Genomic DNA, 21,413 nt, shown 5'->3' with positions numbered 1-21,413 from the left:
ATTATAATGTCGCTATTATATAGATTATTAATTGAAACATATATATGTTAATAAATTTATGGATTTATACTGCATTAAGGTATAAAATAAAAAGTAGAATTAAAGAAAATGGAGTGAGATAATTGGACAATAAGAATAGGCCAATAGGTTTTTTTGATTCAGGTGTAGGTGGATTAAGTGTAATGAGAGAAGCTTTAAAAATTATGCCTAATGAGAATTATATATATTTTGGAGATTCTAAAAATGCTCCATATGGGATTAAAAGTGTAGAAGAAGTTAGAGAATTAACTTTCAAAGCTGTAGAATTCTTACTTAATAAAGGAGTTAAGGGGATTGCAGTAGCTTGCAATACAGCAACTAGTGCAGCAGTTGCGGATTTAAGAAAGATGTATCCTGACCTGCCTTTAGTAGGTATAGAACCAGCATTAAAGCCAGCTGTTGAATCTGTGAATGATGGAAGCATATTGATTATGGCTACACCTATGACTTTAAAAGAAGCAAAATTTAATAGATTAATGAAAAAATATGAGGATAGAGCAGATATAGTACCTGCACCTTGTCCTGGTCTTATGGAATTTATTGAAGAAGGAAAACTTCAGGGGGAAGAGGTAGAGCAGTATTTATTAGATAAGGTAAATACATATAAAAAGGGAAAAATATCATCTATAGTGCTTGGATGTACACATTATCCATTTATAGAGCCATTATTATCTAGGATAGTTGGAGAAGATACTGTAATCATAGATGGTGGATTGGGTACAGCAAAAGAGTTAAAAAGAAGGTTAAATGAAAAAGAGTTACTAACTGATTCAACTGAAGTAGGAAAGGTTGAAATTATTAATTCTTTAGATAAAGAAGAAATAATAAATTTAAGCTATAGATTATTAGAACTATAGAATTTATTTAAAGGACATTAAATATTGATAAATAAGAAATTAGCGGGCCCCTAATTATTTCGATAGTTAGTGGGCCTTATATTATACCTTTTGATGATTAGGGGATATTTTGATTTAACTTTAAGAAAAGCTTCATAAAAAAATAAAATAAAAAATTGTTAAATTGTTGACAAAAAGCCAATAGGTTGATATATTATAGTAAAGAGCAAATTTTCAGAATATTTGAATAAGTTTTATGGTAGGGGGATATTTATGGATATTAAGATTAAAAATGTAATTGGGGAAGATGTAACTATTGAAGATGCTATACTTTTAAGAGAAATGATAAGAAATAGCATAAATCTTGGTGTAACTTTAGATTTTGAAGGATTTAGAAGAGTTCCAACTACTTTCTTAAATTTATTATTAGGAGATTTAATTAATAGTTTTGGAAGAGACTTTATTTTTAAGCAAATTGATGTTAAAAATTTATCAAACTATACAGATTATTCAAGGGTTGTTCTTGGAACTACCTTTCAATAAAGATATTATTATTAATTATAAAATAGTATTTAGTGAAAATTATAATAAGGTATAAATAGTTGTTTTTAATGTAGATGGGAAACCTTCTACAACTATTTATACCTTATTATTGCTATTTAATAAAATAAATTTATTTGTAAATTGTGTAATGAGAATTTAATCTTTGTAAGAAGGGTTTATTTAATTTTAGAAATAAAATAATGTAGTATAATGACTTCTAATAAGTTAAGTAGCTAGACTTTTAGTATATAAGATATTAGTGAGCTTTATTATTAGAAGTTTACTTTTTTGGCCATATTTTAACTAAGTAAATTATATATATGAAAATATCTATAAATAAGATATAATTACCATTATAGATAACTTATTATTAAAGTGAATTTATGTTAATAAATATGACAATAATAAGAGAAGATTTATTTTGAAAGGAGACTATTATGAAAAATCCAATAGTAACAATAAATATGGAAAATGGAGGAGTTATAAAAGCTGAATTATATCCGGAAGTAGCTCCAAATACAGTTAAGAATTTTATTAGCTTAATTAATAAAGGATTCTATGATGGAGTAATATTCCACAGAGTAATTCCAGGTTTTATGATTCAAGGGGGATGTCCAGACGGTAATGGAATGGGTGGCCCAGGATATAGCATTAAAGGAGAATTTACTAGAAATGGTTTTAAAAATGATCTAAAACATTCTAGAGGAGTGCTTTCAATGGCAAGAACTATGGTTCATGATTCAGCAGGAAGTCAATTCTTTATTATGGTTCAAGATTCACCACATCTAGATAATCAATATGCTGCATTTGGTAAAGTTATAGAAGGTATGGAAGTAGCTGATGGAATTGTTAAGGCTCAAAGAGACTATAATGATAAGCCATTTGAAGATCAAAAAATGGTGAAGGTTACTGTAGATACTTTTGGAGAAACTTATGATGATCCTGAAAAGGTATCAAGATAATAAAGGGATATAAAGAATATTAGTTTATGGGAGAGAAAGTATGCTTAGCGGAAATAAGAGTATTTTAGTATTTAATGCTCCTTTAGAAGAAGTAAATATCTTAAAGGAGAATGGCCTTAAGGTTATTGAGGTTTCAACTGAAATGACAGAAATGAAGATTTCTGATATTTTAGATGGGTTAAGATTTGAGACAGTAACTAATAACATAGTAGATGAAACAGTTATTCTATTTAATGACTTTTCAGATGAAGAAATTAGTCAAATTATAGCAAGTATCAGACAAAGATTTAAAGGCGGAATATTTGCTGTTGTTACTCCTACTTCAATCGAATGGAAGTTTAACTACCTGGTAGAACATTTAATTGAAGAAAGAGAGTGGTACTTGAAGAATCAGAAAGGAAGATAAGCTTTGAGTAGAGTTGGTGATAAGATAAAGGAAGCTAGACTTAAGGAAGGTTTAAGTCAAAAAGCTTTAGGAAAAAAACTTGGAGTTGCTGAAAAGTTTATAAATGAAGTTGAACTTGGAAGAAGAATAGCTAATGAGGATTTTATTGAAAAAGTATCTAAACTATTAAAGACAGATTTAAATGATGTTAGTATGGTAGTAACTGATGAGGCTCTACAAGAGGAAAGAAAAGTTTTAAAAGAAACAAATTCCTTTAAATCTTCTAAAGCTCCAAAAAGCCTTGGTAAGGAAGAAGAAGTTTGGACTAATGCATTTTCATCAGTATTAAAAAATGTACCTATTTATGATTATTCACTTAAGAATAATAAGGGTTATAAGGAACTTCCAATCCACTCTAATAAAATAGAGGGGTTTGCACAGGATAAGGTATTATACCTAGAGGTTCAAGATGATGAAATGTCTGGCTTTAGAATGTTAAAAGGAGATTTAGCATTTGCTTCATTATCAAAGGAAACTAGTAATAATGGAATTTTTTTAGTTGAATATAATGGAAAAAGAGCTGTAAGACAAGTAAAGCTATTAGGAAATTCAAAAGCTTTATTAGTTAGTAATGGAGGAAGCCTTTTAACTGAAACTGTAAACTTAAATGAAATAACAGTAATAGCTAAGTTAGAAAGATTAGAAATAAAACTATAAAATATTATAGGTAAATAGGCTGTTGATAAATTGTCAACAGCCTTTAATTTTAAAATAAGTTAGTAATCAGTGTATAAAGTCCTATTTTAGGGGGCGATATGATGATTTTTGAAGTAAATTGTTTAAAATTAATAAAGTAAAGAGTACTTCTGTTGATAAATAGGGGTACTCTTTATTTTTATTGTGGATAAATTTCAGCCCTAGACTATAAATCTATATTTAATCATCAATATTACCTATCTTATTTTTATAACTAATGAATATTTTTCTCACCATAAGCTTACTTTTCATATATTGATATAAATGGCTTTTGTGAGGTGATTAATATAGAAAATACAAATTCAAGCAAGATAAATTCCTCTCTTGGGATTATACAAAATACTCCAAAGAGTTTATTAGGGAAGTTAGGAGTAAACTTTGGGCTGACATCTATAGATGGGAATACTATTGAGGTGATAGCTTTATCTGGGGATAATCCTGTTAATGTTAAGTCATTAGTAGAAGGACTAAATGGGAAATATGAAGATTTAGGTTTTGGATATAGCATTATAACAATACCTATTGAAAATCTAGTAGCCCTTGCAAATAGTAAATATATTCAATATATAGAGTTGCCAAAAGAACTTTACACTACAGATTCTCAAAGTAATAGGGCATCTTGTGTACCAGTAGCTAGAGATACTTATAATATCCAAGGAGATGGGATATTAATAGGTTTTATAGATTCAGGTATTGATTTTACACATCCAGCTTTTAGAAATGATGATGGAACTACAAGGATAGATTATATATATGATTTAAATGCTGGTGGGAAGATTTATAATAGGGAAACCATTAATTTAGCTCTTCAAAATACTGATCCATATTCAGTTGTACCTTCAATTGATACTAATGAACATGGAACTCATGTAGCAGGTATTGCATGTGCAGGAGGAAGAATTAATGCAGAGTATTATGGAGTAGCTCCTAGGAGTTCTATTGCTATGGTTAAGTGTACAAGAGGCAGATTCGCCCTCAGCACGAATATTATGAGAGGAATAAAGTTTCTAATAGATGCTGGAAAGGAACTAGATAAGCCTTTAGTAATCAATATTAGTTTAAGTACAAATGATGGAGCTCATAATGGAACTAGTCTACTAGAACAATATATTTCTACTACATCTATTTTAGAGAGAGTAACTATAGTAATAGCAGCTGGGAATGAAGGGGACGCAGCGCATCATGTGGGAGGACAATTAGATAGAACAAATAGGATATCAATAAATGTGGCAGAAGATGAAAGGTATCTTGTACTTAATTTATATAAACCAGTTTTATCAGAAATATCAATTAGAATTATAAGTCCTACAGGAGCAACCAGCGGAGATATACCTATTAGAGAGGGATATTCCCAAGGACTTATAGGAACTGATATATATCAGGTCTTTTATACAGGTCCAAAACCTTTTGATATTATTGGAGAAATAACAATAGCCATAAATACTAATATGCAATATATATCTTTTGGTCAATGGGAGATAGATATAAGTTTAGTAAATCAGTATAGTGGAAATTTTGATATGTGGCTACCTATCTCTGAAGGTTTAAATATTAGAACAAAATTCTTACAGCCAACAGTATTAAATACTTTAGGAATTCCTGCAACAGTAACTAATATTATTGCAGTTGGAAGCTATAATTATCTAACTAACACAATTTCATCTTTTAGTGGAAGAGGAAGGCCAACAGTATATCAGCCTATAAGACCAGATTTAGTAGCACCAGGAGAAAATATAACATCTGTTGCACCTAATAGAAGTTTTGATACTAAAAGTGGTACATCTATGGCAACTCCACATGTATCAGGAATAGCTGCTTTAATGATGGAGTGGGGAATATTAATGAATAATGATCCATATTTATATGGGCAACGTCTAAAGTATTATTTAGTAATAGGAGCTAGGAGGTCTAGAACAGATATATTTTATCCAGATCCAAGCTGGGGGTATGGGGAGGTATGCTTAAGTTCAGCTATAGAAAATATAATTAAAAATATAGGAATAGTCACTCCAAGAAGGGAGGATAGTAATTTGAATAATAATAATCAAAACAGAGTAGAAAATCAACCAGAGGCTTCATCAGTTAAGGGGAGAAGCAGCCTATATCGATATTTTCAGACAAGTTTAATTAGAGATATAGACAAATATAATGAAGTTGTTGGTTTTTTTGTAGAATATACATCACTAGAGGATTTACTTAAAATTAATAATATACCGGGAGCATCTGTGACTGTAATTGATAATAACTTTGCTATTGTAATGATACCTTTCAATAAAGTATTGGAAATAGAACCCTATGTTAGAGATATTACATCAATAGAAATACCTGTAATTTATACTTTAGAGCAAATTACACCTGTTGAGGCTAGTGGAGCTACTCTTTTTCATAATAATCCCTTACTTCAGTTAAATGGAAGAGGAGTTGTAGTTGGAATAGTTGATACAGGTATAGATTATTTAAATAAGGAATTTATGAGGGAAGATGAAACAACTAGGATTTTAAGAATATGGGATCAGAGTATAGAAGGTAACAAGGAAGTATTTGGAGTGAAGTTAGGAGTAGAGTATAATGAAACCCAAATTAATGAAGCCATACAAGCATCTAAAAGGGGAGAAGATCCATATGCCATAGTAAATAGCAAAGATGAAGTTGGGCATGGAACATCAGTTGCAAGTATAGCTGGGGCTAGGGGTATTAATCCAGAAGTAATAGGAGCAGCCCCAGATTGTGATTTTGTAGTTGTAAAATTAAAGCAAGCACCTCAAGTAATGTTAGATTTTGCTGGGGTAAGCACTCCAGGTACTGGAAGATATACAACTGTAGAGCTTTATTTTGCAATAAGATATTTAGCTAGAATGGCATCTGAACTAAATAGGCCAATGGTAATTTGTGTACCATTGGGAAGTAATATTGGAGCTCATGATGGTACAAATAGCATAGAAGTAACTTTAGACTCTACAAGTACAAGGGTAGGGTTAATATCAGTAACGGGTACTGGAAATGAGGGGGATACAGATACCCATACAGAAGGAAGGTTCGAAAAGCCTGGAGAGATAAAAAATATAGAAGTTAGAATAGGAAAGGGTCAGAAAGATTTAAACTTTCAAATATATATACAACAACCAGATAAGGTTTCTATTGGTGTTGTTTCCCCATCAGGAGAAGTAGTTGATAAAATTCCTGTAAGATTAAATAAAGTAGAAAATATAAACTTTATATATGAAGGAACAAGGATGAGAATTGCTTATTTTTATCCTGATTTAGTTACTGGAGATGAAGTAATTAGCATAGAGGCAAGAGGACTAAAGGAAGGGATATGGCAATTTAGGCTTTATGGTGACTATATAGTAGACGGAAGATATTGGAGTTGGCTACCACAAAGAAGTTTACTAGATCAAGATACTAAGTTCTTAAGTCCTAGCCAGTATGTAACATTAACAGTACCAAGCACCGCAAGAACTGCAATAATCCCATCATTTTACAATCAAGTTAATAATGGAACAGTAGGTCAATCCGGAAGAGGATTTACTAGAGATGGGAGGATAAAACCGGATATTGCTGCAGGAGGAATAAACGCCACAGTAACTACGCCAGGAGGCACAACAAAAACTATAAGTGGTTCATCAGTTTCAACAGCAGTAACTGCTGGATGTTGCGCTCTTATTCTTCAATGGGGAATAGTTGATGGGAATTATCCAAGGTTATACTCAACAGAGATGAGAACTTATCTTATAAGAGGAGCAACTATGAGAGCAGGAGATATATATCCTAATGAGCAGTGGGGATATGGAATGTTAAATATGAAGGGTGTATTTGATGCTATTAGGGAAAACTTATCTGGGGGAGTTACTCAGACAAGATTTAATGAAGAATATAAAGTAGGAGAATTATTTATTAGTAAACCGAAAGGCATGTAAAGATATATAAGTTGTAATAAAGTTTTTACACTTTATTAATTTATATTTCATGTTAAAACTTTAAGAAATTGAATTAGCTTGACAACTTATATAAAAATTAAAAGGTCGATGCTTTCAATTGATGTAGTTTACTTTAAAGGTATTTTTCACTTAGAACTCTATAAGACTGCAAATATATATTGTTTGTTGAAACATATATATTAATAAATCTGAACAAAATTATTATAAGAGGCATATATTGGATATAGGAAAATAATTAAAGGAGAAATATATGGCTGAAAAGGGAAGTTTAAAGATACAGTGTTTTTTAGGCGATAGTTATATACCTGTAGATAATTCTAAAATAACTATAAGACCATCTGCCGAAGGAGCAGTTTCTCAAACAATTTCATTATCTACTAATTCTATGGGAGAATCTGAAATAGTAGAATTAGATGCACCACCATTATCATATTCTCAACAACCAACAGGGCAAGTTCCTTATAGCATGTATGACATCTTAGTTGAAAGAGATGGTTTCCAGAGTATTTTAATAAATAGATGTCAGATATTCCCTGGAGAATTATCAATTCAGCAATGTAACCTCATAGAGAGTTCTGGGATTTTAACTAGGATGGAAACGATAGAAACTCCCCCTAATACTGCAAATGCACCACCTAGTTTCCAAGGTGGAAATATTAATGAAGTTATAAATATTGGGCCAAATACTTTAAATGGTAATTATCCAGCAAAGATTCCAGAAGAAGTTGATAAGCCACTTCCACCACCAACTAGTGGAGTAGTTTTACCAAAGCCGGTTATTCCAGAATTTATAGTGGTTCATGCTGGGGGACCTAATAATACATCAGCTCCAAATTATAATGTTCTTTATAAAGATTATATAAAGAATGTTGCATCATGTGAGATTTATTCAACTTGGTCGGATAATACTATTAGGGCAAATATCTATGCTATCATTTCCTTTACATTAAATAGAATATATACTGAATGGTATAGAGGAAAAGGAAAGAACTTTGATATTACTACTTCAACTGCATATGATCATGCATTTACTTATGGAAGAAACATATTTGAAAGTATTAGTGCTGTAGTAGATGATATATTTTCTACTTATATAAGAAGAATAGGGAAAAAGCAGCCACTTCTTACACAATATTGTGATGGTAAAAATGTAACTTGCCCAGGATGGATGACCCAATGGGGAAGTAAGTACCTAGGGGACCAAGGAAAGGCTCCATTTGATATATTAACCAGTTTTTATGGCAATGACATCGAGTTAGTAACAGCAGAACAAGTTAAAGGGATACCAAAATCTTTCCCAGGATATGATTTGACTGTTGGTTCATCAGGAAATGAAGTAAGATCAATTCAAGAATATCTAAATAGGATAGCACAAAACTATCCATTGATTCCTAAAGTAGCTCAAGATGGAGTATTTGGACCTAGAACTGCAGAAGCAGTTAGTGTTTTCCAAGGAGTATTTAACTTACCAAAGACAGGAATAGTAGATTATGCTACATGGTACAAGATATCTGATATTTATGTAGGGGTTACTAGAATAGCAGAATTAAGAGGTGGTTATAGAGGAGGAATAAATTCTGTAGAGAGAATATTTATACCACCAACAGCTTTTGATGGATATGATAGTAATAAAATTCCTAAATTTAATTATTTTGATGATTTTATATAAAATAGATGAATTGGAAGTTTTCCAATTCATCTATTTTTTTCTATAAATCTATTTTTTTGTCGATAATAAGTATATAATAAGTGTATTACACTATTTTTGTCGTTAATAGGTTATAATGTCTATATTACATTAGTTATAATATGCGGGAGGGAAACAATGAAGGGGACGGTAGTATCTACATGGATTAGGACATGTAGGGATTTATATGGAAATGATCAAATTAGAAAATCTTTAAAAGCAGTTAATTGGCCGGAAGATATAGTTTTTAGTCCTTTAGATGACGTAGAGGATGAAAAGATATTTAAGTTTATAGGAGTGATTGCTAATAATGTAGGAACGCCTATAAATGAACTTTGGAGAATCATTGGAGAAAATAATTTAAATAAATTCGCAGAAGATTATCCAGTTTTCTTTAAAAGGGTGGACCTTTATAGATTTTTAAATTCTCTTAATTTTGTTCATGCCATAATAATGAAGAAAATAAGAGGTGCTAAGCCACCGATAATGGAAATTAAACAAATATCAGAAAAGGGAATTAACCTTACTTATAGATCAGATAGAGAACTTTTTGACTACTTCTTAGGGTTGCTAGGGGGAAGTGTTAAGTTCTTCGGTGAAAAAGTAAAGATTGAAGAAGTAGGTAGAGATAAAGGAAAACTTACAGTATATATAGAATTCGAGAAGAATATTCATTTAAATAAAAAGTATCTTATCAGTAGAACGTTATCTAACTTTGGTTTTAAGAGTTTAGAATTAAAGATTGGAGTTCCAATATTTATAGTAATTACTTTAATAGGATTACCGATGGTAGGATTACTTAAAGGTGTATTAATGGGGGGAGTAGCTGGATTAATATCTGGTTTTATTAGTAATATAGTAGTTAAACCGTTAAATGATATTATTGAAAACATAGAAAATAATAATTTTGAGGCTATAGACACTAGTATATCTACTAATGATAAACTAGAAAGGATATATGCAGGAATATCTAAATTAAAAAATAGTATTAGTGAAGATTTAACATCAGCTAACTTAACTTTAAATGAGTTAAGTGTATTTACTCAATCTATGTATAAAACGACTGAAAATATGAAGAAAGCAACACAAGAAATTTCAACTTCTTCAGAACAAGTACTAGAATTAGCAGAGAGACAAGAAGTAAGCACAGAAGAGCTTGTTAATCAAACTAATGAAAATATAGAAGCTTTAAAGGATTTAGTTGTACTTCAGGATAAAAATAAAAATATACTAGATAAGTCTGTTGATAAGATAAAAGAAAGTTACTTAAATGTAGACAAGTCTAATGAAGCTATTAGAGAAACCTTAAGTTCGTTTATGAACGTTAAGGAAAGAGGACAAAGCTTACAAAGAAAAGCTGATGATATAACTAATATCGTTTCATTAGTTTCTGGGATTTCAGATCAAACGAATCTTTTAGCTTTAAATGCATCAATTGAAGCAGCTAGGGCAGGAGAACAAGGAAGAGGTTTTGCAGTAGTAGCTGAAGAAGTAAGAAAGCTTGCAGAGCAATCGCAACAAGCAGTAAAAGATATAAATGATAATTTATCTTATTTTGCAAATGAGATAAATACACTAGTATCTAGTATTGAAAATCAATATACATTCTTAGAAGTAGAAGCTTCTAATCTAGAGAAGGTTAGAACAGTAAGCTCAGAAGCAAATGATCTAATAAAGATAGTTTCAAATGAAACTAATGAAGCTATAAATAAGTTAAATAAAGAAGTTACTTCAGTATCAGATATGAGTAAAAACATAGATTTATTAGCTGCTATAGCTGCAGAAAATGCTGCATCATCACAACTAGTAAATCAAAATGTTGAAGAGTTTACAAAAAGTATTCAAGAAATGTTGATAACTCTAGGAAAAGTAAGAGATGTTGGGGAAAACTTTGTAACAGATGTGGATTAATTATAAAAAATAATAAAATACACCTTAGGAAACCGAAGGATTGGTAACCTAGGGTGTATTTTTATGAACTAAATTAACTCTTTTCTATGTTTAAAATAATAATATATAGTTTGACTTATAAATACTAGACTTAATACGCCAAACATAGGGTAAAGTACTCCTATAAGTTTAGAAAAACCTATTACTGAAATAGGAAGAGCTATAAAAATAACAATAAATATAGCTTTTTTAAAGTCTAATTTAAAGGTATCATCTAAAGTTTTACTAATAGAATATACATCAGAAACTTCTGTAGAGAACATTTCTAGTAGTATAACTACTAGTAATAATGCTTGAATTATATTGCCAAAAGGCTGTGCCACAAATAAAAGAGGTATTTCATACTTATCTATATAAGGTTGATTAATCATAAGTAAGAAGTTTATAGCTATGCTCAATAAAACTAAGCCTATGGCGCCTAATGTAACTCCATAAAACATAGTTTTAGGTTTCCTAATTTCAGTGCTTAAAGGGACTAATACTCCAAGGCTACACAGAGTATTATAGCCAGCATAAAGCAGGGTAGAAATTGCTATTCCTTTCTTTTGAGCTTTAAAGCTAAATAAGTGTTCAAGGCTTATAAGATCCTTACAGAACATAAAATATAGTATAGTAATAATGGATATCGTAGCTATTAAAGTAGGAACTATAAAGGAATTAACCTCAATTAATCCATTAGTGCCTCTTAATAAAAAGAATAAAGCTATTACTACCATTATTAATGAACCTACTATTTTAGGTATTCCGAAAAATTGATTGATTAAGGCACCACTTCCAGCAAGGATAATAGATGCACTAGAAATTAAATAAAGAGTGGTGATAACACCAGTTATTTTCCCTAGGATATTTGGGCTAACTACCCTTATTACTTCTCCATAGGAAGTTAAGTTATGTTTAATACTGATTTTAGAGACAATTGAGCCAAGTAATATATAAAAAAATCCACAGGCTATTATTCCTAAAAAACTAATTACTCCATAAGAAGTAAAGAATTCTTTTATTTCCTGCCCAGATGCAAGTCCAGCTCCTACTATGGTACCTATAAATACCACTGATACTTTGAAAATTTTTGAAAATTCATCCTTCATTTTTAATCCCCCTACTTCATCTATACTAACAATATATAGGATTTATTAAATTTTTATTCTTTAGCGGGCTATTTTTCGTAATAATTATTTTGATATTTAAAATGAAGAATAATAATTATAATGTCTATTCTAATTGAATATGAAATAAAGTTATTACTTTAAAGATGAATAAGCTATCTAAACTTAGGGAAAATAACCTTAAGGACCATTTAAGGAGTGATAGCTTTGAAATATAAAAAAAATAAAATAATGTATATACTGTCCTTAATAATATTAAATCTATATATTTTTTCAGGATGCTCATATTATCAATCTTCAGATGTGGAAGTAGATTTATTTAAGCCTAAAAAGGCATATGAACTATCAGATAAATATCTTGGCTTAATTAGAAATGATAATATTGAAGAGGCTAACTCTCTTTGCACAGAAAACCTATTAAAAAATAATAATGAAATAACAACAGGAACATCAAAAATAATATCTTTTGAACCTGAAGCACTTATTGAAGCATCTAGTAAATCAGTATTTATTACTTTTAATGTTATTAGAAATTCTTCATCTGAGCCAAAATGTGATTTGGATAACTTTGCAATTAAAGTTATAAAGGATGGAGAAGACTATAAAATAGATGAAATTAAAGCTATGAATAAGATGCAAGTCTTTGTTAAGAATAACTCATTAAGAATCATTGGTGAAGATGGTGGAAAAAGTGATTTAATAGTTTCTTTAAGTAATATGCCTAAGGATGTTTACTTAAGAAGAAATGAACTTATGTTACATAAGGAAAAGGTAGAAGCAGAAGCCTTTGGGCCAGTAGCCTTAGGATATAAGGGGAAAAAAGTAGCTATTTCTACCACGGGTGGAAATAAGACATTCTTATCAATTGCATATATAGAAGAAAGTAAGGCAACCCAAGGAGGAGCAAATGAATCTAATCCTAATAAAGAAGGAAGCACTGAAGTTAATTTAGAAGATGCTTTAGACAAACCAATAGCTAAAAAAGTAATACCACTTGATTTACTAAGAAATATAAAAATAGATAACTTAGTATTTACAAAAGAAGAGGGATTTTTAATAGTAGAATATCTAAACTCTAACTTAGTAAGAAGAATTAAAGTTTATAATGGCGAAAATGGAGAACTAGTAGACCTCGACTTTGATAAGGAGTTTCCAGCGGATACCTATAATATATCCCTAATTAATTTTGATAAAGAGGACTTTAAAATATCAGTAGGTGGTAAGTTAGGGGCTAAGGATATAAATGCAGAAAAATTAGGTGAGTATGATGTTTCAATAGAAGGAAAAGAAATCAAAAAAAGTACATAAAATACTTAACATATGTGAATATTGTAGTAGAATAAAAGTACGACTTAAATAAAGTGGTACTTTTATTTTTGGAGGAAATTATGAAAAAATGGAATGATAAAAGATATCATAGCTTAAACTATTATCTTAGAAATAAATTTAACGAAAAAGTATATAAAATATCTTTAGACGGGGGATTTACTTGTCCTAATAGAGATGGAAAAGTTGCAAAAGGTGGATGTACATTCTGTAGTGCAAGGGGATCAGGGGACTTTGCAGGAAGCAGAACATTATCAATAACTAAGCAATTTGAAGATAGAAAAGATATGATGGAGAAAAAGTGGAAGGATGGAAAGCTAATTGCTTATTTTCAGGCATACACAAATACATATGCACCAGTTGAAGAACTTAGAAGAAAATATCAAGAAGCTTTAGCTCAAAAGAATGTAGTTGCCTTATCTATAGCCACTAGACCAGACTGTATTGATGATGACGTACTTGAATTTTTAAGTGAATTAAATGAAAAGATATATTTAATAGTAGAGCTAGGTTTACAAACTGTAAATGATGAAACCGCGAGAAACTTTAATAGAGGATATGACTTTGAAGTATTTGATAATACACTTAAGAGATTATTAGATAGAAATATAGAGGTAGTAGTTCATACAATATTTGGACTTCCAGGTGAAACTGAAGAAGATATGTTAAAGACAGTAGATTATATAGCTCATTCAGGAGCTAAGGGAATTAAGTTCCACCTGCTTCACTTGATGGAAGGTACAAAAATGGTAGAGCAATATGAGAATGGTGAATTAAAATTACTGACTCAAGAGCAATATATAGATTTAATATGCAAGGGTGTGTCTATGCTGCCTGAAGATATGGTAGTTCATAGACTGACAGGTGATGCACCTAGGGAAATGTTAATAGGACCTATGTGGAGCTTAAAGAAATGGGAAGTATTAAATGCTATAGATAAAGCCTTAGAAGATAATGATATTTGGCAAGGAAAGAACTTTAAATAGTTTAGCTCAGGGGGAGATTTAATGAAGGTAGATTTAATAATATCAGCTGATAATATAAAAGAAGAGGACTTAAGGGGAAAAGTAGTTGTAGTTATAGATATGTTAAGAGCTACATCAGTTATAGTTACAGCATTAAATAATAAAGCAAAAGAAGTATTTCCTATATTAACGGTAGAAGAAGCCTTTAGTAAGAAGAATGAGTTAGTAGCTGAAGGAATTAGCCCTTTACTTGGTGGAGAAAGAAAAGCAGTAAGAATAGAAAGATTTGATTTTTCTAATTCACCTTTAGAATATACAGCTGAAAAGGTAGAAGGAAAGAGTATAATTTTAAGTACCACAAATGGAACTAGAGCCATAAATTTAAGTTTAAACTCAGAGGAAATTTTAATCGGGGCAATGATTAATTCTAAAGCTGTTATTAAGTTAGTAAAAGAAATAAATAAAGATGTAGTATTTATAAATGCAGGAACTAATGGAGAGTTTTCCATGGATGACTTTATATGTTCGGGATATATGATTAGTTTATTATGTGAAGGTGAAGAAAAAAATAAATATGAAATTTCAGATATATCTAAAACTGCAAAATATATTTATGAAAATAATCTTAATATAATTGATTTTATTAAAAATGCAAGACATTATAATATTTTAATGGAACTTGGATTAAATAATGATCTAGAATATTGCTGTAAAAAGGACATAATAGATGTAGTTCCTAGAGTAGATAAGAGGTCTAGAAGTATAAAATTATAATAGAAAGTCACTTAAAAAAATAAATTATTTAAATTGTTAAATAATTTGAAAATTTTTATTGACAATCTTAGGGAAAAGATATATTATAATATTAGATTGATAATCAATATCAGTTAGGATTTAAATATATTATTAAAAGCTCCACACTTCTAATAATATACAGTATAAATTAAACTCCTATATTATAGAATTTATTTCGAGGAAATGGCTAAAGGCAACTTTGGCCATTTCTATTTTTTTTGCATAAAAAGTTGAAAAAAAATCTATGTAGAATAAATAGTGGTAATAGGTAGAAAAGTTTCAACAATTACAAATGACCTCATATTTAGATAATGATTTTATTATGATAAAATTATCAGACCAGATGAAGAAAAAGCTTAAAGGAGGAAATCTTATGAGCAAGTCTAGGATAGTAACGATTATAGTATCATTAGGAGTTATTGTAGTTTTAGGTGTAGGTGCGTATTTTATGTACTCAAATAAACAAACTCCAGGTGATATTGCTAAAGTTGAAGAAAAAGACAAAAATTCTTCTAATCAGGTTGAAAAAGAAAATAAAGAGAAGAATTCAAATACACCTAATAGCAGTAATAATCCACCAAATGCTTCTCATGAAAATAATGGTGGAGGGTCTACTGAAAATAATAATCCTTCAAATGGTAATGAGAATAATAATAATTCAAATAATAATGGATCAACTGGAGGAGTCACTCCAAGTAATCCAGAAAAGAATCCTAGTGTAAATCCATTGCCACCTCAAGCAAATAGTGGAAATAATAGTGGCTCAACTGGTACTCCAGAGAATCCAAGTGCACAATCAGCACCTAGTGATAATAATTTTGCAGCAGAAATTGAACAGTTAATTTACCAAAGAGTAAATTCAGAAAGAGCTGCAGCGGGTCTTCCAGGATTAAGTTATAATACTACCATGGAGAAATATGCTAGGATTAAGTCAGCTGATATGGGGGAAAAAGGATATTTTTCTCACGAAGATCCTCAGGGAAAACTAATAACAGATACAATGAAAGCCGATGGTGTTTCATATAATTCTTGGGGAGAAAATATAGCCTATATTCAAGGTAAAAGAGGTAATGAAGGATTAGCAACAGAATTTATGAATAATTGGATGAATTCATCTGGGCATAGAGCTAATATTTTATCTACTAACTTTACCAGTATAGGAGTAGGTGTATATAAAATAGGTAATACTTATTATGCAACACAAGAGTTCTATAGATAAGAAGATACAATAAAAAAATTATTTTTTATAATAACATCAGTTTATAAAAATTTAAGGGCTATCACACAAGAGTAATAAATTGTGAGATAGCGCCTTAGATTATCTTTTAAACTGGTGTTTTTTTATTTGTATTAGGTATGAAAATGAGAAAATCATTGTCGTATTAACTAGTATATTTAACTAATGAGTTTTATTTATTAAAACTTATACATTTATTCACAAATTTTCTATTTAGTGATACTATGAAGACAGGTTATATTAAGAGGTGAATAAAATGAATAAAGGTGTTGTCGTAGATGTTGCCAATATTGATGTTACTTACAATAAAACAAGGATATTAAGTAATGTAGATATAAAGATTAAAGAGGGTGAAATAATAGGACTGCTAGGTCCATCTGGAGCTGGAAAGACTACTTTAGTTAAAGTTATTATTGGGATGAAAGAAGTAGATAAAGGTGAAGTTAAAGTGTTTGACAATAAGATGCCAACATTAGATGTTTCAAAAGATATAGGATATATGGCTCAAAGTGATGCTTTATATGATGATATATCAGCACTTGATAATGTTTTATTCTTTGGAGAATTATATGGAATTAAAGGTGAAGCAGCTAAAGAAAGAGCTATGGAAGTTTTAAGATTAGTTAATCTAGATAAAGATTTTAATAAAGCAGTTAAAAATTATTCTGGAGGAATGAAAAGAAGGCTTTCATTAGCAATAGCTCTTCTTCATAACCCTAAATTATTGATTTTAGATGAGCCTACCGTAGGGATAGATCCTATTCTTAGAAAAAAATTCTGGGATGAATTTGAGAGAATAAAGAATGCTGGAAGGACTATTATAGTAACTACTCATGTTATGGATGAAGCATATAAATGTGATAAGTTAGCTTTAATTAGGGATGGAGAAATTATATCAGAAGGTACACCAAAAGAGATAATAGAATCCTCAGGCGGAAAAACTATAGAGGATGCATTTTTATTCTATAGTAGAGAAAAAGGGGATGAGTAAGATGAGAACTTTTACTGTAGCCAAAAGAATAGTTAAGCAAATTATTGGTGATAAAAGATCCTTAGCATTACTATTTATAGCTCCAATCTTTGTACTTACTTTATTCAATATAATATTGAATTCCACAATTGATAATCCTAAATTACTTATTGATAGTAATAGTAATATTCCAATAGCATTAATTGATGAGATGAAAAATCAAGGCGAAGTCTATGAAAGTAGTGATTCAGAAGAATCTTTAATAGAAAAAATAAAAGATAGAGAGTACGATGCCTTAATTCAAATGGAGAATGAAGATTTAATAACAATAGTAGAAGGAAGTGAAATGAGTATAAATTCAGCTGTACAAAAGGCTGTTTCTACTGCTTTTAGTAATTATTCTAAGGATATGATATCAGGAAATGAAAATTTATCTAAAATGGGTATTAGGATGTTAGATAATGAGTTTAGCTATATAAATGGGTCATCTGATATGACTACATTCGATTCTATAGCACCAATGATGATGGGTTTTTTTATATTTTTCTTTGTATTCTTATTAGCAGGTATAGCCTTCTTAAGAGAAAGAATAAGTGGAACCTTAGAAAGATTAATGGCTACTCCAATAAAGAGAATGGAAATAGTAATGGGATACTTCTTAGGATTTGGAGTATTTGTAATTATACAAACAATACTTATACAAATTTTTATGATATATGTACTTGGAATAACTGTTAAAGGAAGTCCTTTACTAGTCCTCTTAATAAATATATTGTTGGCTGCTGGCTCACTTTCTTTAGGAACTTTGCTTTCAACCTTTGCAAAAAATGAATTTCAATTAATACAGTTTGTACCAATAGTGATTGTTCCTCAAATATTATTTTGTGGACTATTTTCATTAAGAGAGTCTCCGATATGGATACAAGGATTATCAAAGGTATTTCCATTAACTTATGCAGCGGATGCATTAACAGGGGTGGTTCTTAGAGGTTCATCTTTAAGTGATATATCATTGGATTTATTAATTTTAACTGTTTATGCAATAGTGTTTATTATATTAAACTCGATAGCCCTAAAAAAATACAGAAGACTATAAATTTTCGTTAGCTTATAAAATATTTGTTTAATATTGAAAATTCTTGTAGAAGAGTGAATTACTCATAAAAATAATTAGATTTGAGGTAAATTTATGAAAAATTTAGGAACGAAGACCATTGAGACTGAAAGATTAATTTTAAGAAAATTTAAAGTAGAAGATGCAGAAGCTGCTTATAAGAATTGGACATCTGATCCAGAGGTTGCTAAGTTTTTAACGTGGCCTCCTCATAAAGATGTAGAGGTAACAGAAGGCGTCCTTAAAGCTTGGGTAAATAGTTATGATAAAGATGACTTTTATCAATGGGCAATTACCTTAAAAGAAAATGGTAATGAACCTATAGGATGTATTAGTGTAGTAGATAAAGATGAAGAAATAAATATGTTTCATATAGGCTATTGCATTAGTAGAAAATGGTGGAATAAAGGTGTGACTTCAGAAGCATTAAAAGCTGTAATTCATTATTTGATTAAGGAAGTCGGGGCAAATAGGGTAGAATCTAGACATGACCCTAATAATCCTAATTCAGGCAAGGTAATGATGAAATGTGGAATGAAATATGAAGGAACAATGAGACAAGCTGATATAAATAATCAAGGTATATGCGATTACTCTATGTATGGAATCCTTGCTGAAGACTATGTGTCATAAAATGCTAATATAATCGCAAAGATAATCAAGTTATGAAAACATTTTACGTGTGGTTTAATTTTCCTTTATTATAAGTTATTATATAAGTGTTAATTCATAATAAAAAGGTAAGGGGGATTACAAATGAGGATTGCCATAGATATGGACGAGGTAATTGCAGATTTTTCTGAGAAGGATTTGCGAACATTTAATAAGTTATTTAATAAAGAGGTTACTCAAGAAGAGGTTGGTAATGGATATGTAACACAAAAGTATCCTGAATATGAGGACGCTATGGTGTTCATAAGGAATAATGCTGATTTTTTCAGAGATATGAAGGTTATGCCAGATTCTAAGAGAGTTATTGAACGCTTAGCAAAGAAGCATGAAATATTTATTGTAACAGCAGCTATGCATTTTTCTAATAGCATTCATGGAAAAATTGATTGGTTGAAAAGTAATTTTCCATTTATTGATCAGAAGCATTATGTTTTTTGTGGTGATAAGTCTATTATTAATACAGATTATTTAATTGATGATTCACTTGAAAATTTAAGAGTTTTTTCTGGCAAGGGATTATTATTTTCAGCTTATCATAATTTAGATAAGGATTACGATTATATTCGTGTAAATAATTGGCTTGAAGTAGAAGCTTATTTTGAAGAAAAGGGATTAATATAAAGGTGCTTGCAGCACAGTGAAAAATTAAAAATAAATAATTTTTAGTGATTCTGAAAGAATTACATCAATAATTGTTAACTGTTAATTGTTAATTAAAAAAGGGTCTGTTCTAATGAAACAGACCCTTTATATTAAGGTGAATTTACTTCATTGAGTTTAAACTACTTGGAATATGAAGAACTTTAAATAATAAGATTCATCAGAACCCCATAATATTGGATGGTCTGAACTTTGAGTTCTTACTTCTACTTGTCTTAAGGTTCTTCTAGCATCATGAGCTGCTTCTAGAACTGTTTTCTTTAATTGTTCTTCACTCATATAATGTGAACAAGAACAAGTTGCAAAGTAGCCGCCTGGTTTAACCATTTTTAAACCTCTAAGGTTTATTTCTTTATATCCTCTAATAGCAGCATTAATTGTATTCCTTGATTTAGTAAAAGCTGGTGGATCTAAAATAACCACATCAAATTGTCTACCTTCTCTTGACCAATCGCCAAGAACATTAAAAGCATTATGACACTCAAATTTAACAGTATCTTGCAAGTTGTTAAGTTCTGCATTTCTTGTAGCACAATCTATGGCATGTTGAGATACATCAATACCTAAAACAGATTTAGCGCCAGCTATTCCTGCATTTAATGCAAAAGATCCAGTATGAGTAAAGCAATCTAATACATCTCTGCCCTTACAAATTCTATGCATAGCTGCTCTATTTTCTTTTTGGTCTAGGAAGAAACCTGTTTTTTGACCATTTTCTAAATCAACTATGTATTTAACACCATTTTCAATAATTTCAATATTAGTATCAAAAGGTTCAGTTAAGAAGCCTTTAGTTTGCTCAAGACCTTCGATTTCTCTAGTCTTAATATCACTTCTTTCATAAACACCTTTAGCTCCAAATTCATTAACTAATATTTTTACTACAATATCTCTATACTGATCCATTCCTAATGTAGATATTTGAATTACATAGTAATCTTCAAATTTATCTACTGTAAGACCTGGTAAAAAGTCAGCTTCACCAAAGATAAGTCTACAAGAAGAAGTGTCTATAACAGTTTTTCTGTAATCATAGGCAGCTTCAAATCTTCTTTTAAAGAAATCATAATCAATTTCTTCTTCTATATTTCTAGTCATTATTCTAATTGTTATTTTACTTCTATCGTTAATATAGCCTTTACCTATAAAGAATCCTTTATGGTTATAAACTTCAACTATATCACCATTTTCATAGTCACCATCATATTCATTTATCTCATCAATATATATCCAAGGTCTGCCTTGTTCAGCTCTCTTATTTTTTCCTTTATGTAAATAAAACTTACTTGCCATAATATAGCTCCTTCCTGAATAAGTTCTATAAAATTATATCACAATTAGGAATTAAGTATAGATATTTATAGATATAATAATGATAAAATAAATATATAGATCTTGTATAAAATTATAAGTAGATAAAATATTTAATTATATAGTTAGCAGATAAAAATTATTATAAGTTATTTAACAAT

At 29.9% G+C, this 21,413-nt stretch carries 18 protein-coding genes; 16 read left to right on the top strand and 2 right to left on the bottom strand.

Going from position 1 to position 21,413, the window contains the following annotated elements; genetic code table 11:
• Positions 1 to 122 precede the first annotated feature (122 nt).
• The 8 genes from murI to E5347_RS14425 all read left to right on the top strand — a co-directional run bounded on the left by murI (position 123) and on the right by E5347_RS14425 (position 11,057).
• Entirely contained in the window at positions 123 to 896 is a 774-nt protein-coding gene (gene murI / locus E5347_RS14460) for a glutamate racemase (RefSeq protein WP_136007944.1), read from the top strand.
• A 252-nt stretch (positions 897 to 1,148) separates the two neighbouring features.
• A complete protein-coding gene (locus E5347_RS14455) occupies positions 1,149 to 1,418 on the top strand; it encodes an STAS-like domain-containing protein (RefSeq protein ID WP_136007943.1) in 270 nt (89 codons plus the stop codon).
• Positions 1,419 to 1,855: 437 nt separating this feature from the next.
• Positions 1,856 to 2,380: a peptidylprolyl isomerase gene (locus E5347_RS14450; protein WP_136007942.1), complete on the top strand. Its 525-nt coding sequence runs from the start codon at positions 1,856 to 1,858 to the stop codon at positions 2,378 to 2,380.
• 40 nt (positions 2,381 to 2,420) lie between these two features.
• The gene (locus E5347_RS14445) at positions 2,421 to 2,786 is read left to right on the top strand and encodes a DUF3783 domain-containing protein (protein ID WP_136007941.1); all 366 of its coding nucleotides are present in this window, start codon (positions 2,421 to 2,423) and stop codon (positions 2,784 to 2,786) included.
• A 3-nt stretch (positions 2,787 to 2,789) separates the two neighbouring features.
• Positions 2,790 to 3,482, top strand: a complete 693-nt coding sequence (locus E5347_RS14440; RefSeq protein WP_136007940.1) for a helix-turn-helix domain-containing protein — start codon at positions 2,790 to 2,792, stop codon at positions 3,480 to 3,482.
• Between the two features lie 317 nt (positions 3,483 to 3,799).
• Positions 3,800 to 7,438, top strand: coding sequence for a S8 family peptidase (locus tag E5347_RS14435; protein ID WP_136007939.1), 3,639 nt, complete (start codon positions 3,800 to 3,802; stop codon positions 7,436 to 7,438).
• Between the two features lie 271 nt (positions 7,439 to 7,709).
• Entirely contained in the window at positions 7,710 to 9,128 is a 1,419-nt protein-coding gene (locus E5347_RS14430; protein WP_136007938.1) for a peptidoglycan-binding domain-containing protein, read from the top strand.
• Positions 9,129 to 9,284: 156 nt separating this feature from the next.
• Positions 9,285 to 11,057 carry a heme NO-binding domain-containing protein gene (locus E5347_RS14425; RefSeq protein ID WP_136007937.1) on the top strand — a complete coding sequence of 591 codons (1,773 nt, stop codon included), beginning with the start codon at positions 9,285 to 9,287 and terminating at the stop codon, positions 11,055 to 11,057.
• A 68-nt stretch (positions 11,058 to 11,125) separates the two neighbouring features.
• On the opposite strand, the gene E5347_RS14420 is transcribed toward E5347_RS14425, so the two are convergent.
• Entirely contained in the window at positions 11,126 to 12,184 is a 1,059-nt protein-coding gene (locus E5347_RS14420; protein WP_136007936.1) for a YkvI family membrane protein, read from the bottom strand.
• 225 nt (positions 12,185 to 12,409) lie between these two features.
• Between E5347_RS14420 and E5347_RS14415 the strand changes: the two genes are divergently transcribed.
• From E5347_RS14415 to E5347_RS14380, 8 genes are all read left to right on the top strand, one after another.
• Positions 12,410 to 13,510: a hypothetical protein gene (locus E5347_RS14415; protein ID WP_243109791.1), complete on the top strand. Its 1,101-nt coding sequence runs from the start codon at positions 12,410 to 12,412 to the stop codon at positions 13,508 to 13,510.
• 80 nt (positions 13,511 to 13,590) lie between these two features.
• Positions 13,591 to 14,514, top strand: a complete 924-nt coding sequence (locus E5347_RS14410) for a TIGR01212 family radical SAM protein (protein WP_425350478.1) — start codon at positions 13,591 to 13,593, stop codon at positions 14,512 to 14,514.
• Between the two features lie 21 nt (positions 14,515 to 14,535).
• Complete coding sequence (locus E5347_RS14405; protein WP_136007935.1) at positions 14,536 to 15,267, top strand: 2-phosphosulfolactate phosphatase; 732 nt, start codon at positions 14,536 to 14,538, stop codon at positions 15,265 to 15,267.
• Between the two features lie 394 nt (positions 15,268 to 15,661).
• Entirely contained in the window at positions 15,662 to 16,507 is an 846-nt protein-coding gene (locus E5347_RS14400; RefSeq protein WP_136007934.1) for a CAP domain-containing protein, read from the top strand.
• Positions 16,508 to 16,781: 274 nt separating this feature from the next.
• Positions 16,782 to 17,516: an ABC transporter ATP-binding protein gene (locus tag E5347_RS14395; protein WP_136007933.1), complete on the top strand. Its 735-nt coding sequence runs from the start codon at positions 16,782 to 16,784 to the stop codon at positions 17,514 to 17,516.
• A gap of 1 nt (position 17,517) precedes the next feature.
• Positions 17,518 to 18,591, top strand: coding sequence for an ABC transporter permease (locus E5347_RS14390; RefSeq protein WP_136007932.1), 1,074 nt, complete (start codon positions 17,518 to 17,520; stop codon positions 18,589 to 18,591).
• Positions 18,592 to 18,684: 93 nt separating this feature from the next.
• The gene (locus tag E5347_RS14385; RefSeq protein ID WP_136007931.1) at positions 18,685 to 19,242 is read left to right on the top strand and encodes a GNAT family N-acetyltransferase; all 558 of its coding nucleotides are present in this window, start codon (positions 18,685 to 18,687) and stop codon (positions 19,240 to 19,242) included.
• A 123-nt stretch (positions 19,243 to 19,365) separates the two neighbouring features.
• The gene (locus E5347_RS14380) at positions 19,366 to 19,902 is read left to right on the top strand and encodes a 5' nucleotidase, NT5C type (RefSeq protein WP_136007930.1); all 537 of its coding nucleotides are present in this window, start codon (positions 19,366 to 19,368) and stop codon (positions 19,900 to 19,902) included.
• Between the two features lie 156 nt (positions 19,903 to 20,058).
• Here the strand turns inward: E5347_RS14380 and E5347_RS14375 are convergent, their stop codons facing one another.
• The gene (locus E5347_RS14375; RefSeq protein ID WP_136007929.1) at positions 20,059 to 21,234 is read right to left on the bottom strand and encodes a class I SAM-dependent rRNA methyltransferase; all 1,176 of its coding nucleotides are present in this window, start codon (positions 21,232 to 21,234) and stop codon (positions 20,059 to 20,061) included.
• Between the last annotated feature and the right edge of the window lie 179 nt (positions 21,235 to 21,413).

This window comes from Clostridium sartagoforme (assembly GCF_004794105.1).
In the GTDB taxonomy this organism is placed as follows: Bacteria; Bacillota; Clostridia; order Clostridiales; family Clostridiaceae; genus Clostridium; species Clostridium sartagoforme_B.
Note: the sequence above shows the minus strand (reverse complement) of the source record. Positions and strands in the feature narration are given on the sequence as shown.